Source organism: Brevundimonas sp. (assembly GCF_027484365.1).
In the GTDB taxonomy this organism is placed as follows: Bacteria; Pseudomonadota; Alphaproteobacteria; order Caulobacterales; family Caulobacteraceae; genus Brevundimonas.
Genome location: NZ_JAIXTC010000016.1, coordinates 47,733 through 62,534 on the forward strand (window position 1 = coordinate 47,733; position 14,802 = coordinate 62,534).

13 protein-coding genes and 1 tRNA gene are annotated in these 14,802 nt (G+C 68.1%); 8 read left to right on the forward strand and 6 right to left on the reverse strand.

From position 1 onward, the window contains the following. Positions 1-67: 67 nt before the first annotated feature. Together Q0044_RS06635 and Q0044_RS06640 are read right to left on the reverse strand one after the other, a co-directional pair. Entirely contained in the window at positions 68-202 is a 135-nt protein-coding gene (locus tag Q0044_RS06635; protein ID WP_298160938.1) for a hypothetical protein, read from the reverse strand. A 62-nt stretch (positions 203-264) separates the two neighbouring features. Then, positions 265-340: transfer RNA gene (locus Q0044_RS06640), tRNA-Lys, on the reverse strand. 166 nt (positions 341-506) lie between these two features. Here Q0044_RS06640 and Q0044_RS06645 point away from each other — a divergent pair. Further along, entirely contained in the window at positions 507-1,958 is a 1,452-nt protein-coding gene (locus tag Q0044_RS06645) for an amino acid permease (RefSeq protein ID WP_298160939.1), read from the forward strand. After that, a complete protein-coding gene (locus Q0044_RS06650) occupies positions 1,958-2,311 on the forward strand; it encodes an Hpt domain-containing protein (protein WP_298160941.1) in 354 nt (117 codons plus the stop codon). Before Q0044_RS06645 ends, Q0044_RS06650 begins: the two co-directional genes overlap by 1 nt. Here the strand turns inward: Q0044_RS06650 and Q0044_RS06655 are convergent. Genes Q0044_RS06655 through Q0044_RS06665 form a run of 3 tightly spaced genes read right to left on the reverse strand, consistent with a single transcriptional unit; the run spans position 2,308 to position 3,768 of the window. Beyond that, positions 2,308-2,607: a DUF1330 domain-containing protein gene (locus tag Q0044_RS06655; protein ID WP_298160943.1), complete on the reverse strand. Its 300-nt coding sequence runs from the start codon at positions 2,605-2,607 to the stop codon at positions 2,308-2,310. The genes Q0044_RS06650 and Q0044_RS06655 overlap by 4 nt on opposite strands. 14 nt (positions 2,608-2,621) lie before the next feature. Then, the gene (locus tag Q0044_RS06660) at positions 2,622-2,981 is read right to left on the reverse strand and encodes a chorismate mutase (RefSeq protein ID WP_298160944.1); all 360 of its coding nucleotides are present in this window, start codon (positions 2,979-2,981) and stop codon (positions 2,622-2,624) included. Continuing rightward, positions 2,953-3,768, reverse strand: coding sequence for a ferredoxin--NADP reductase (locus tag Q0044_RS06665; RefSeq protein ID WP_298160945.1), 816 nt, complete (start codon positions 3,766-3,768; stop codon positions 2,953-2,955). Before Q0044_RS06665 ends, Q0044_RS06660 begins: the two co-directional genes overlap by 29 nt. A 251-nt stretch (positions 3,769-4,019) precedes the next feature. On the opposite strand from Q0044_RS06665, the gene Q0044_RS06670 reads away from it, so the two are divergent. From Q0044_RS06670 to Q0044_RS06690, 5 genes are all read left to right on the forward strand, one after another. Further along, positions 4,020-6,260, forward strand: a complete 2,241-nt coding sequence (locus Q0044_RS06670; RefSeq protein ID WP_298160947.1) for a S9 family peptidase — start codon at positions 4,020-4,022, stop codon at positions 6,258-6,260. Between the two features lie 47 nt (positions 6,261-6,307). Next, positions 6,308-7,783, forward strand: coding sequence for an amidase (locus Q0044_RS06675; protein ID WP_298160948.1), 1,476 nt, complete (start codon positions 6,308-6,310; stop codon positions 7,781-7,783). 257 nt (positions 7,784-8,040) lie between these two features. After that, the gene (locus Q0044_RS06680; protein ID WP_298161012.1) at positions 8,041-9,393 is read left to right on the forward strand and encodes an amidase; all 1,353 of its coding nucleotides are present in this window, start codon (positions 8,041-8,043) and stop codon (positions 9,391-9,393) included. A gap of 68 nt (positions 9,394-9,461) precedes the next feature. Then, positions 9,462-9,929 carry a low affinity iron permease family protein gene (locus Q0044_RS06685; protein WP_298160949.1) on the forward strand — a complete coding sequence of 156 codons (468 nt, stop codon included), beginning with the start codon at positions 9,462-9,464 and terminating at the stop codon, positions 9,927-9,929. Continuing rightward, positions 9,926-10,207 (forward strand): SWEET family sugar transporter, encoded by a 282-nt coding sequence (locus Q0044_RS06690; RefSeq protein WP_298160951.1) that lies wholly within the window; start codon positions 9,926-9,928, stop codon positions 10,205-10,207. The genes Q0044_RS06685 and Q0044_RS06690 overlap by 4 nt, the downstream gene beginning before the upstream one ends. Here Q0044_RS06690 and Q0044_RS06695 read toward each other — a convergent pair. Next, complete coding sequence (locus Q0044_RS06695) at positions 10,204-11,571, reverse strand: pectate lyase family protein (RefSeq protein ID WP_298160953.1); 1,368 nt, start codon at positions 11,569-11,571, stop codon at positions 10,204-10,206. The two genes, Q0044_RS06690 and Q0044_RS06695, sit on opposite strands and share 4 nt — an antisense overlap. 195 nt (positions 11,572-11,766) lie before the next feature. On the opposite strand from Q0044_RS06695, the gene Q0044_RS06700 reads away from it, so the two are divergent. Beyond that, entirely contained in the window at positions 11,767-14,715 is a 2,949-nt protein-coding gene (locus tag Q0044_RS06700) for a TonB-dependent receptor (protein ID WP_298160955.1), read from the forward strand. Positions 14,716-14,802 lie beyond the last annotated feature (87 nt).

Here is a 14,802-nt window from a genome sequence, read left to right on the forward strand (position 1 = left end):
GCCGGGGGACCGTTGAGGTCGGCGCGCGTGTGGACGGCGTGCCGAGGCCCCGGACGGCTGCCGTCGTCTAGAGGTAGGGGCCCCACATGAAGGCGACAGTCCCGAAAACGCCCAGCGCCGTATAGACGGCGGCCGCAACGACCGTCACGGCCACGAAGGATTTCAGAAGGTCGTCCCGGCCCATCAGGGTGCCCGTCAGCAACCACATCTCGCGCGTTCGGCGCTGAAGGCCGCCGGTCTGTCGTTTAGTCGGGAAGAGGACGATGGTGGGTGATGTAGGGTTCGAACCTACGACCCGCTGATTAAGAGTCAGCTGCTCTACCAACTGAGCTAATCACCCGTTCCATCGTCGCGCGGTCGTCACGGACGTCCGGCGAAGGGGGCGGAAATAGAGACATCGGTTGTGGGATGCAAGGGTTTTCCACACGGTGTTTCGGTTCGTCGCAGGGCAGTCTAGCATCCCGGCGGAATCGGTCCGGAAAGGACCATCGGGGGAGTTTGAGCGAATGGCCTTCTGGAACCGGCGCAAGTCGATCGATGCGATGCACCAGGCGTCGGATGGACCCAGGCTGAAGGCGACCCTGAGCTGGCCGCACCTGCTGGCGCTGGGCGTCGGCGCCATCGTGGGGACGGGGATCCTGACACTGATCGGCGTCGGCGCCGGACTGGCGGGACCGGCGGTGATGATCAGCTTCGGCCTGGCGGGACTGGTCTGCGCCTGTGCGGCCCTGGCCTATGCCGAGCTGTCGACCATGATGCCGCAGGCGGGCAGCGCCTACGCCTATTCCTATGCGGTGCTGGGCGAGCTGATCGCCTGGATCGTGGGGTGGAGCCTCATTCTCGAGTATTCGCTGGTCGTCTCGGCCGTGGCCGTGGGCTGGTCGGGGTATGCCGTCGGCTTCCTGACCGGGCTGGGGATCGATCTGCCGACCGCCCTGACCGTCGGGCCGCACGTCGAGGGCGGGCTGATCAACCTGCCGGCCGTGGCGATCATCGCCGTCGTGACCGGGCTGCTGCTGTTGGGCACACGGGAGAGCGCGACGCTCAACGCCATCCTGGTGGTCATCAAGGTCGCCGCCCTGATCGCCTTCGTGGCCATCGCCCTGCCGGCCTTTGACGCAGCCAACTTCACCCCCTTCATGCCTAACGGCTTTGGGGCGCCGGCCCTTCCGTTCGCGGAGCTGATCACCGGACAGCCGGTGGTGCAGACGGGCGTCATGGCGGCGGCGGCGATCATCTTCTTCGCCTTCTACGGCTTCGACGCCATCTCGACGGCGGCGGAAGAGACCAAAAAGCCCGAGCGCGATCTGGCCATCGGCATCGTCGGATCGATGCTGATCTGCACGGCCCTGTATCTGGTGGTGGCCGCCGCGGCGATCGGCGCGCGGCCGGTGGCGAGCTTCGCGGCCAGCCCCGAGCCTCTGGCCCTGATCCTGCGCGAGATGGGACAGGGGACGGCGGCGCAGTGGATCGCGGCGAGCGCCGTCATCGCCCTGCCGACCGTGCTGCTGGCCTTCCTGTTTGGCCAGAGCCGCATCTTCCTGGGCATGGCGCGCGACGGGCTGCTGCCGACCTCGCTGGCGAAGATTTCGTCACGCGGCGTGCCGGCGGTGGTGACGGTGTTCACCGCCATCGTGGTGGCCGCTCTGGCGGGCGTGATGCGGCTGGACGAACTGGCGTCACTGGCCAATGCGGGCACGCTGGCGGCGTTCGCGGCGGTGGGCGTCAGCCTGATCGTGCTGCGCCTGCGCGATCCGAACCGGGTGCGGATGTTCAAGGCGCCGCTCTGGTGGCTGGTCGGGACGATCACGATCGTGGGCTGCGTCCTGTTCTTCTTCAGCCTCCAGGCGAGGACCCAGCTGTACTTCCTGTACTGGAACCTCGGCGGGCTGGTGGTCTATCTGGGCTGGTCGATGCGCAACGCGCGTCTGGCCAAGAACCCCGACCAGGCCGCCTGATGTCGCGCCGCGACCTGTCGGGCGCCGTCGACTTCTCGGTCCTGGACCGGACGACGGGCGGCGACGACGGGGTCGCGGAGGAGATCCTGGGCCTGTTCGTGCAGCAGGCCGGGATGTGGTCGCCGATGCTGGACGCGCGCAGCGAAGGCTGGCGCGACGCCGTGCACACGATCCGGGGCGCGGCGGCGGGCATCGGGGCTGGCGCCCTGGCGGAGGTCTGCGCCGATGCGGAAGCCTCGGGCAAGGAGGTCGCGCCGGCGAAGCTGGACCACGTCAGGGACGCCCTGGGGCAGGCCCTGGCCGACGTCGCCGCGTGGCGGCATGAGTTGATGCTGCGGTCGTTGAAGGCCTAGGGCGCGACGCCGTCGACGATGTAGACGCGCGAGGTCGAGGCGGCCTCGCGGATCTTCAGCGCAGCCTGGTATTCGGGCGAGGCGCGCCAGGCGATGGCGGTGTCGCGGTCAGGGAATTCCAGAATGACGACCCGGGCCGCCGGGGCCTCGCCGGTGATGGCCGCGCCCGTGCCGCCACGCACGATATAGCGGCCGCCGTGGGCCGCGACGGTGGGGGCGGCGAGCCTGGCGTATTCGGCGTAGGCCTCCGCGTCCGAGACCACGATTTCGTGGATTTCATAGGCCTTGGACGTCATGGCGGGCTCCGGGATCAGCTGCGTGTGCGGTCGTAGGTCGAGAACTCGTGGGCGATGCAGCGGTCGATCAACAGCCGCCAGACCGGCTCGGCGATGTCTCGCGACAGGTGGTGGGCCTCGGCGCTGACCAGGACCTTGGCGACGACGTCCTCGATGCGGGCGTCGTCGTGGACGGCATCGCGGTCCGGCTTGATGCGGGCGGCGGCGTCCATGTAGCGTTGGCGCTCGGCGAGCAGGGCGACAAGGGCGCGGTCGAGCGCGTCGACGCCCTGACGGACCTCGGTCATTGTCTGGCAGGCTGCGGGATCCACTCGCGCATCCACGGCCACGATCTGCGGGTGGTGTTCAGCCGACAAAGGCGCGCTCCAGAACATAGTCGCCGGGCTCTGCGTTGGAGCCCTCCTTCATGCCGAACCCGTCGAGGAGAGCGGCGGTCTCCTTGATCATGGCCATGGAGCCGCACAGCATCACCCGGTCGCGGTCGGGCGAGAAACCCTCCGGCAGGCCGAGGTCGCGGAAGATCGCGCCCGATGAGATGCGGTCGGTGATCCGGCCGGGGGTGTCGAACGTTTCCCGGGTCACGGTCGGGTAGTAGGTCAGCTGGGCCTTTGCCTCGTCGCCGATCAGGGGATCCTCGTGGATGCCCGTGGTCAGGAAGTCGCGGTAGGAGAGGTCGGCGACGTTGCGGACCGTGTGGCAGACGATGACGCGGCCGAAGCGGCTGTAGGTGTCGGGATCGCGGGCGACGCTGAGCCAGGGGGCCAGGCCCGTGCCCGTCCCGATCAGCCACAGAGTCTGGCCACCGGTCAGGGCGTCCAGCACCAGGGTCCCGGTCGGCTTCTTGCCCATCAGGACGGTGTCGCCGGGCTGGATCTTGACCAGTCGCGAGGTCAGGGGGCCGTCGGGCACCGCGATGGACAGGAACTCCAGCTCCTCGTCCCAGGAAGGGCTGGCGATGGAGTAGGCGCGCAGGGTCGGCTTGGCTCCATCCTCGCCCGGCAGGCCGATCATCACGAACTCGCCGGAGCGGAAGCGGAAATCCTCGGGCCGGGCGACGCGGAAGCTGAACAGCTGGTCCGTCCAGTGATGGACCCAGACGACCTCAAGTTCGTGGAAGGCCGAGGGCTTGGGCGGCGGCGGGGAGAGGGCGGCGTCGGTCATTGCGGGGTGTATTAGGCGGTTGGAGGGATGCGCGAAAGGTCGCGGGTGTCGCGCTTCATCTTCCTTCTCCCGGTGGGAGAAGGTGGCTCGCGTAGCGAGACGGATGAGGGTCGGATATCGCCGGTGAGGCACGGCCCTCACCCTTTCGCCTTGCCGATCGCTTCGCTCCCGGAGGCTCAAGCCCTCTCCCCCCGGGAGAGGGAAGACGGGGGGGATGACGCGGTCGATTTCTGCGACTAGCGTCCGTCCCCATGCGCACAGTTCTTCTTGCTTCCGTCTTCGCCCTGACGGCCGGTTCGGCCTTCGCCCAGGCTAACCCCGCCGTGCTGACGCCGGAGCGGGTGTTCGCCAACCCCAGCCTGAACGGCCCGGTCGCCCAGGGGGTCAGCCTGTCGCCCGACGGCGAACTGGTCGCCTTCCTGCGGGCGCGCGAGGACGACGTCTCGGTGCTCGACCTGTGGGCAGCGCCGACCGGAGCGGGCGAACCGTTCAAGCTGATCGACGCCCGGGCCCTGGTCCCCGACGCCGGCGAATTGTCCGAGGCCGAGAAGGCGCGGCGCGAGCGGATGCGGATCTCGCAGCGCGGCGTCGTCGAATACTCCTGGGACGAGCAGGGTCGCTACATCCTGGCGCCGCTGGAAGGGGACATCTTCCTGGCCAGCCGGGAGGGCGGAGACATCCGTCGTCTGACCGAGACCGAGGCCGACGAGATCGACGCCAAGGTGTCGCCCGAGGGCAATTTTGTCTCCTTCGTGCGCGACCAGGACCTGGTGGTGCTGAACCTCGCGTCCGGGGCCGAGACCGAGGTGACGACGGACGGCGAGGGGCTGATCACCTGGGCCACGGCCGAGTTCATCGCCCAGGAGGAGATGGACCGCGACACCGGCTACTGGTGGAGCCCGGACGAGAAATTCATCGCCCTGCAGCGGACCGACGAGTCGACCGTCGACGTCGTCCCCCGGCTGGACATCACCGGCGGCGGCGCCAGCGTGGTCGAGCAGCGCTATCCGCGCGCCGGACGGCCGAACGCCGTGGTCGAACTGTATGTGCAGGACGTGGCGGCGAACCGCCGGGTCAAGGTCGACCTAGGTGCGAACACCGACATCTATCTGGCGCGCGTGAACTGGTCGGCCGACGGCGGGACCCTGTATGTCCAGCGCCAGTCGCGGGACCAGAAGACGCTCGACCTGCTGGCCGTCGATCCGGCGACCGGGGCGTCGCGCGTCATCTCGACCCAGAGGTCGGACGCCTGGGTTTCGCTGAACAACGACTTCAAGGCCCTGAAGGACGGCACCTTCATCTGGTCGTCGCAGGAGAGCGGCTGGCGGCATCTGTATCTGTACGGGGCCGACGGTCGCCAGATCCGCCCGATCACGCGCGGCGGCTATGCGATCAAGGGGCTGAGCGGGGTCAACGCCGAGACGGGCGACGTCTATTTCACCGCCTCGATGCGCGACGGCGAGGAATATCCGATCGAGCAGCAGCTGTTCCGCGCCAGCCTGAACTCCACCGTCGAACCGGTGGCGGTGACGCCCCGGGGCGGGTGGTGGTCGGCCAGCATGAACCGGACCGGCACGGCCTATGTCGGCAACTACACCGACCTTACCACGCCCATGCGGTCGGGCCTGTACCAGGCGGACGGCACCTTCGTGCGCTGGATCGAGGAGAACGCGCTGGACGCGGATCACCCGTTCGCCCCCTATGTATCGCGCCGTCCGGTGACCGAGTTCGGTACGCTGGAGAGCCACGGCGAGACCCTGGTCTGGCAGATGTCGAAGCCGGTCGATTTCGATCCGTCGCGGACGTATCCGGTGGTGATGCAGGTCTATGGCGGGCCCAGCGGCGGCGGGGTCAGGCGCGGCTGGCTGCCGGCGACCACCCAGTTGCTGACCGAGGCCGGCTATATCGTCTTCCGGCTGGACAACCGCGGCGAGGGCGACCGGTCGGCGGCCTTCAAGGAGGCCCTGTATCTGAAGATGGGCCAGCCGGAGATCGAGGATCAGGTTCTCGGCGCCGACTATCTGAGGTCGCTGCCCTATGTCGACGACGCCCGGATCGCCATGATGGGCTGGTCCTATGGCGGGTTCATGAGCCTGATGGCGCTGACCGAGCCGAAGATGGGGCTGGCGGCCGCAGCCGTCGGGGCGCCGCCGACGGAGTGGAGCCTGTACGACACCCACTACACCGAGCGGTTCATGTCGACGCCGGAAGCCAACGCGGAAGGCTATGCCGCCTCGGACGCCATTCCGCGCCTCGAGAACCTGACGGGCCGGCTTCTGCTGATGCACGGCATGGCCGACGACAACGTCATTCTCGAAAACTCGACGCGGGTCATCGACGCGCTTCAGTCCAGATCCATCCCGTTCGAACTGATGCTCTATCCCGGGCAGCGGCACGGCGTGCGGGGCAACGACAGGCAGCTGCAACAATGGCGCATGTATCTCGACTTCCTCGATCGCACGATCGGATCGCGGGCGCCGTCGGCGGACTGATCCTTTCGGCGCTGGCGGCGCCGGCGTTCAGTCAGGATCTTGGGCCGATGCTGGCGGCGCAAGCGGCGGCGTCGGACGTGGAGTGCGGCGCGCTCGCGGCGACGCGGGGCGCGGGTCCTGTCCAATCCGCCGCGGTGGTCCAACTCGCCAAATGCTACTCCGACGCGGCCAACTTCCACGCGGTCATCCGTTGGACTTCGCTGCCGGACGTCGCGGCGTTCGAGGCGCGCGGAGGCGACGGCCTGTCCATCCTGCTGAAGGACAATATCGAGACGGCCGACATGCCGACGACAGCGGGGTCGCTGGCGCTCGCGAACAACGCACCGGGTCGGGACGCGCCGCTGGTCACGCGGCTGCGGGATGCGGGCTTTTTCATCATGGGCAAGGCCAATCTGTCAGAGTGGGCCAACATCCGCTCGACCCGGTCGATCAGCGGCTGGAGCGCCGTCGGCGGGCTGACGCCGAACCCCTATGATTTGACGCGGACGGCCTGCGGGTCGTCGTCGGGCAGCGCGGTCGCCGTGGCGGTTGGACTGGCGCCCGTGGCCATCGGGACGGAGACGAACGGCTCCATCGTCTGCCCGGCCTCGGTCAACGGCGTGGTCGGGTTCAAGCCGACGGTGGGTCTGGTCAGCCGGACCCATATCGTGCCGATCAGCCATTCGCAGGACACTGCCGGACCGATCGCCACGACGGTGCACGACGCGGCCCTCGTCATGAACGCCATCGCCGGTTCGGACCCGCTGGACGCGGCGACGGCCGAGGCCGATGCGAAGAAGGTCGACTATGTCGCCGAGCTCGACGCGGACTCCCTGCGCGGCGCGCGGATCGGGGTGCTGCGGTTCATGACGAATAACTTCTCCGACGATACGAAGGCGGCGTTCGAACGGTCGCTGCAGGCCATGCGCGACGCGGGCGCCGAACTGGTCGAGATCACCGAGGGGCCGGACATGCGGGCCATCGGCGGGGCGCAGCTGACGGTGCTGCTGACCGAGCTGAAGGTCGACCTGACCGCCTATCTGGCCTCGACCGACCCGGAACAGGTCCCGACCCGGACCTTGGCGGACGTGATCGCCTTCAACGCCGCCGAGCCGCGCGAGACGGTGCTGTTCGGCCAGGAACTGTTCGAACGGGCCGAGGCGACCGGGGGGCTGGAGGATCCGGCCTATGTCACGGCGCGCGAGACCTCGCTGAGGCTGTCGGGCGTCGAGGGGATCGACCGGATGATGGCGGAGAACCGCGTCGTCGCCCTTGTGTCGCCGACCACGTCGCGCGCCTGGACCAACGACCGGGATGACGAGGACAACGGGCAGGGGTCGGCCAGCACGCTCGCAGCCGTCGCGGGCTATCCGCACCTGACCGTTCCGATGGGGATGGATCGCGGCATGCCCGTCGGGATCAGCTTCATGGCCGGCCAGTGGCAGGACGCCACCGTGCTGTCGCTGGGCTATGCGTTCGAACAGAAGACGCAGGCGCGGGTGGCGCCGGGCGAGCGGGCCGGTTCCGTTGAGGGAATGCAGTGATGATCCGGCGCGGAACGCTTCTCGGTCTGACCCTGACCGCCCTGACGCTGGCGGGGTGCGCCACGCCCAACGGCGACGGCAGCTGGGACCTGGGCGAAGACGCTCCCCGATACCAGCCGCCGACCGTCGCCGCCCTGATTGCGGACCCGACGCTGGCCCCGGGGGCCCTGAGCGCATCGATGGCGCTGATCGCCTCCACCGGGGTCGGGTCGGACCAGCCCCTGAATGCGGTGATCGCGGTCAGCGATCTTGAAGGGATGGAGCCGGGCGTGTTCGCGCCGGGCCCCCTGTCCGGCGTGCCGATCCTGCTCAAGGACAATATCGAGACGGCCGACATGCCGACGACCGCCGGGTCGATGGCGCTGCTGGACAATGCGCCGGGGCGGGACGCGCCGCTGGTGGCGCGGCTGAGAGCGGCGGGCGCGGTCATTCTCGGCAAGACCAACCTGTCGGAGTGGGCCAACATCCGCTCATCGGCCTCTGTGTCGGGGTGGAGCGCGGTGGGCGGACTGACCCGCAACGCGCATGCGCTGGATCGCAACGCCTGCGGCTCTTCTTCGGGATCGGGCGCGGCGGTGGCTGCGGGACTGGCCCCGGCGGCGATCGGGACGGAGACGGACGGGTCGATCGTCTGCCCGGCCGCGATCAACGGCATCGTCGGTTTCAAGCCGACCGTCGGCATGGTGTCGCGCACCCATATCGTGCCAATCAGCCATTCGCAGGATACGGCGGGACCGATGACCCGCACCGTTGAAGATGCGGCCATCCTGTTGTCGGTCATCGCCGGGACCGATCCCGCCGACCCGGCGACGGCCGAGGCGGATGCGCGGAAGACGGACTTCCGGGCCGCCCTCGACGTCGGCTCCCTGCGCGGGACCCGGATCGGGGTGGCGCGGTTCCTGACCGGCTATTCGGCCGACACGGACGCCGTGTTCGAACAGACGCTTCAGGCCCTGCGTGACGCCGGAGCCGTCCTGGTCGAGATCACCGAGGGGCCCGATATGGAGGCCATCGGCGAGGCCGAGACCACGGTGCTGCACCATGAACTGAAGGCGGATCTGAACGCCTATCTGGCCTCGACCGACCCGAGGCAGGTGCGCACCCGGACCCTGGCCGACGTCATCGCCTTCAACATCGCGACGCCGCGCGAAATGGCCCTGTTCGGGCAGGAAACCTTCATCAAGGCCGAGGCGACGCGGGGGCTGGACGATTCGGAATACATCGCGGCACGCGCGACCTCGCTGAGGCTGGCCGGGGTCGAGGGGATCGACCGGATGCTCAGCCGGAACGACGTCGTCGCCCTGATCGCGCCGACGGTGGGGCCGGCCTGGTCGATCGATATCGTCAACGGCGACCACTATCTGGGGGCGGCGTCGACGCTCCCGGCCGTGGCGGGCTATCCGCATCTGACCGTGCCGATGGGCTTCGTGCAGGGGCTGCCGGTGGGGCTGAGCTTCATCGGGGCCAGGTGGGACGACGCACGCATCCTGTCCCTGGGCTACGCCTTCGAACAGGCGACCCGGGCCTACCGGCCGGCGACCCTGCGCCGCTCCATAGACGCGCTGCCGGAGGTCGGATCGGTGCTGGCCCCGATCGCTGCGGAGCCCTGATCGCTTCCAGATCCAGCGTCGGATCGCCGACGGAGGAACCCTTCGCCAAGCTTGGCCGTTGCGAGGTGATGGAAAAGCTGTTCGTCCGTTTCGCCACCCTGACCGCCAAGATCGCGGGCAAGCCGTGGACCTTCATCGCCTGTCTCGGAATCGTCCTCGTCTGGGGCGTATCGGGGCCGTTGTTCGGATTCAGCGAGACCTGGCAGCTGGTGATCAACACCGGCACGACCATCATCACCTTCCTGATGGTCTTCCTCATCCAGAACACCCAGAACCGGGATGGCGCAGCGATGCAGGCCAAGCTGGATGAGCTGGTCTATGCGGTGAAGAAGGCCGACGCCCGGTTCATCGGCATCGAACACCTGACCGAGAGCGAGCTCGAAAAGATCCTGGAGGAGGTCGAGAAGCGCGGGCTGGAGGTCCATGCGGGCAAGCCGGCGCGCGCCATCAGGGGTCGGCCCGGGGTCCGTGCGGAGGACGTCGAGGCCGTCCGGCCGAAGGCGGCGCCCCGGTCGCGCGCGAAGTCCGGGGCGTGAGCGATCTTATTGCCAATGGTTTCGGGACGACGGCGGCGGCCTGTTCGATCGTCAGTTTCGCGCCGCAGATGATCAAGATCTGGAAGGCGCGGGACGCGTCGTCGGTGTCGCTGAGGACCTATGCGCTGACGGTGACCTGTTTCGTGCTGTGGGTGGTCTATGGCGTGCTGACCGAGGCCTGGCCGGTGACTATCGCCAACGCCGCCGCCCTGGTGGTGGCGAGCGGGGTGCTGCTCATGAAATGGCGGTTCCGGAACGGGAACCCGGAAGAGGTCTAGGTCGCGAGACTGTTCAGCCAGTCTTCGAGATTGGTGTAGCCGTCTCCGTCGCGGTCGGCCGCGCCGTCGGCTGTTGAGGGATCAAGGCCGTGGGCCGTCTCCCAGGCGTCGGGCATGCCGTCGGCGTCTGAATCGGTCCAGGGCGTGCCCGGCGCGAGGTCGGGCCAGCCGCCGACGTCGGTCTGGGAGTTGATGATCCGGCCCGTGCCGTCGAGGACCCCGGCGACGATGCGCGTGTCCACGGCGTCCCGGGCATGCGAGGCGCCGGCCCTGGCCAGCACCGAGGCCCAGGCCTGATCCGCCGTTTCGGTCGCGCTCATGGCCCAGTCGGGGAGGGCGGTCAGGCGATAGCCGGGCGAGTCGTCACCGGTCACGGGGGCCCAGGGATCGGCGGGAACGACGCCGTCGACGCTGTTGCCCTCGAACCAGGCGTGGGCGGCGGCGGACTCTTCCTCGAAGATCAGGGCGCCGGTCGAATCCGGGCCGCGCCTGTAGGCATTGCGGGCGAAGACATAGGTCGAGATGGTGGCGGGGTCCTTGTCCGAGTTGTAGCCGGCGTGACCCTGGCCCCAGTTGTAGAAGACGTTGTTGGTGAACTCGAAATAGGGGCCGACCGGATCAATGTCGGGGGTCAGGTAGTTGCCGGGACGCGGCATTCTGGCGCGGTGGGCGGCCCACAGATTGTGGTGGAAGGTGAACCGGGCCCCGCGATTGCCGCGCACCAGGGAGCCATAGCCATGGTCGCCCTTGGAATGGGTCGACAGATTCAGGCTCTCGGCGATGATCGACCACTGGACGGTGACGGCGTCGATGACGCGGTCGCGGCTGCCGATCGAGAGGGTCTCGTCGACCGACCAGGAGGCGGAGACGTGGTCGAGGACGATGCGCTGGCCCCGGTCGATGGTGATCGCGTCGGTCTCGACCCCCTGCTCGTCGCCGAGCCGCGACCGGATGTAGCGGATCACCACGTCGTCGGCAGAGATCAACAGAGGCTGGCCGCGCAGGGTGACCCCTCCGCCGGGCGCTGTCTGTCCGGCGATGGTGATACGGGGCTCGCGGATGCGCAGCGGCGTGGCCAACCGGATCGTCCCGCCGATGTCGAAGACGACCGTGCGCGGGCCGTCCGTCTCCACGGCGGCGCGCAGGCTGCCCGGACCCGAATCGTTCAGGTTGGTGACGCGCAGCACCGCCCCTCCGCGCCCGCCGAGCGCCGCACGACCGGCGCCGAGCGCGCCCGGGAAGGCGACCACCGTGGTCGCATCGACCTGTGCGGGCGCAGCGGCCGTGGCGCAGCCCGCGGCTGTGGCGAGAATGCCAGCCGCGACGGCTGCCTGAGCGAGACGGGTTGCAAGATCGGTCTTCATCGGGTTAGGCTCGCCATTGATACCGGTGTCAGGTCGCTTGTCGTCCGCAAATGATACCGGTGTCAATCGGTCACGGGGAAGGCTCCGGACCGACTATAACAGATCGGCGGCAAGCCGGCGTCATGACATTCCTTGGGAGGAGGCACTATGTATCAGTATCGTCAGGGGCGCCCGTGCGCGCTTCGTCAAGGGCTCGTGGCCGGTGCGTCCGGCCTGGCCATCGCGCTGACCCTGGGGGTCGCGTCGGCGTCCGCCCAGACCGCGCCCGCACAGGATGAGGAAGCGACCCAGGTCGACGAAATCGTCGTCACCGGCTTCCGCGCGTCGCTGGACGCAGCCCTGGGGATCAAGCGTCGCGAAGCGGGCGTCGTCGACGCCATCGTCGCCGAAGATATCGCCGACTTCCCCGACCTGAACCTGGCCGAAGCCGTCCAGCGCATCCCGGGCGTCTCGATCGACCGTGACGCCGGCGAAGGCCGTTCGATCACGGTTCGCGGCCTGTCCTCGGACTTCACCCGCACCCGCATCAACGGCATGGAGGCCCAGGCCACCACGGGCGGCACGGACTCTTCGGGCGGCGCCAACCGCGGCCGCGGCTTCGACTTCAACGTCTTCGCTTCCGAGCTGTTCAACTCGATCACGGTGCGCAAGACGGCCGCCGCCGAGACCGAGGAAGGCTCGCTGGGCGCGACCATCGACCTGCAGGCCACGCGCCCGTTCGACTATGACGGCTTCACCCTCGCGGCCTCGGTCCAGGGCGGCTACAACGACCTGTCGGAAACGACCAACCCGCGCGGCGCCCTGCTGCTGTCCAACACCTGGAACGACGGCATGTTCGGCGCCCTGGTGTCGGTCGCCTATTCCGAGCGCGACCTGTGGGAAGAGGGCTTCAGCTCCGTGCGCTGGGCCCCGGCCGCGGCGCCGGGCTCGACCAACTCCGGCGGCTTCTGCTCGCCGATCGGCGTGCCGACCCAGAACCCGGCGAACAGCACCGCCAACGGCACCACGGCCACGACCTGCGCCACCGGCGTGAACCGTCCGGCCGGGACCGCCGAGAACATCGCCGCCTACAACACCGCCAACCAGGCCGGCGTCTTCGTCCCGCGCCTGCCCCGCTACGGCCGCCTGACCCACCACCAGGAGCGTCTGGGTGTCACCGGTTCGTTCCAGTTCAAGCCCGATGACGACACGGTCATGAGCCTTGACGTCCTCTATTCCAAGCTGGACGCGACCCGTCAGGAAGACTTCCTGGAATCCCTGTCGTTCAGCCGCAACGCGGCCGCCGGCGGCCAGACCCAGATCGCCGTGCGTCAGGCGGTGGTCGAGAACAACGCCCTGGTCTACGGCGTCTTCGACAACGTCGATGTCCGCTCCGAGCAGCGCTACGACGAACTGTCGACCGAGTTCACCCAGGTGAACTTCACCATCGACCGTCAGTTCACCGACACCCTGCGCGGCAAGTTCTACATCGGTCGGGCACAGTCGGAGTTCAGCAACCCGGTCCAGACGACGGTCACCCTCGATCGCCAGAACGTGCAGGGCTACTCCTTCGACTTCCGCAACAACCCGAATACGCCGGTCCTCAGCTACGGCTTCGACGTCGCCAATCCGGCCAACTGGGGCTGGCGGGACGTCAGCCTGGGCACGACCCTGTCCAGCCTGCCGCGTTCGGAAATCCGTCTGCGTCCGAACGGCGTGGACACCACATTCGAGGCGGTTTCGGGCGACATCGAGTGGGACGCGAACGACTGGCTGACCCTCAAGGCAGGCCTGAACGGCAAGACCTATCTGTCGGATTCCTACGAGTTCCGGCGGACGGACGAGACGGTGGTTCCGGCCCTGCCGGCCGGCACGACGATCGCCGGCATCACCAATCTGCTGACCGGCTTCGGCGCCGATCTGATCCCGGGCGGCACGGCCACGTCGTGGGTTCGTCCAAACCTCAACGCCATCGCCAGCCTGTTCAACATCTACTGCAACTGCAACACGGGCGTGGCCGGCGGTGATTTCACCCTGACCAGCATCACCAACGGCAACGCCCGCGGCGGCAACCGCACGATCGAGGAGAACGACTTCGCCTATTACGTCCAGGCGGACTTCAACACCGATCTGTTCGGCATGCCGTTCCGCGGCAACTTGGGCGTTCGCAAGGCCTACACCGAGCTGATCGCCGAGGGCTATTCGTCCACGGCCGGCGGTTCGCGGGTGCGGGGAGAGAACAAGTACGACGACACCCTGCCGTCGCTGAACCTGGCCATCGAGCCGATGGAGGACCTGATCGTCCGCTTCGGCGCCGCCAAGGTCATGGCGCGTCCGCAGATCGGCAACACCCTGGCCGGGACCAACTATCTGGTGCCGACCACCTCGCTGGCGGCGACGGGCCCGAACTTCACGGCCAGCATCGGCAACGTGAACCTGGAACCGTTCCGCGCCAAGACCTACGACTTCACCGTCGAATGGTATTTCGCTCCGGAAAGCCTGCTGTCCTTCGCCTACTTCTACAAGGACATCGACACCTACATTCAGATCATCCGCCAGGACCTGCCGTACACGACCCTGACCGGTCTGAACCCGTCGGCGTTCGATCCCAGCCTGTGCACCGCCGCCTGCTCCGGCTCGACCGTCTTCCAGCTGACCTCGGCGGTGAACACCGAGGGCGGCCCGCTGAAGGGCTTCGAGATCAGCTACCAGCAGCCCTTCCGCTTCCTGCCGGGCTTCCTGGCGAACACGGGCGTCCAGCTGAACTACACCCACGTCGAGTCCGAGATCGACTACTGCAGCGACGCGCTGTGCACGACCTTCGTGACCAACGACCTGATCAACCTGTCGCCGGAGGCCTGGAACAGCACCCTGTACTACGAGGATGACCGGTTCTCGGCGCGCGTCTCGGCCTCCTACCGCCAGGAGTATCTGCAGAACGTGCCTGGCCGGAACGGCAACCCGATCGAGGGCAAGAACGAGACCCTCAACTGGGACGTCTCGTCCTCCTTCAACCTCACCGAACAGGTCAGCCTGACCTTCGAGGGGCTGAACCTGACCGACGAGGAGAACCATCAGTACGTCGGCGACGGCAACCGCCTGTCGACGTCGGTCTACCACCACACGGGCCGCCAGTTCTATTTCGGCGCGCGCTACCGCTTCTGAGGATCGTTCACTCCTGAACGCGACCTGGGCCGGGGAAGGGAAACCTTCTCCGGCCTTTTTTTGATGCGTGGGGCCGGAAATCGGCGC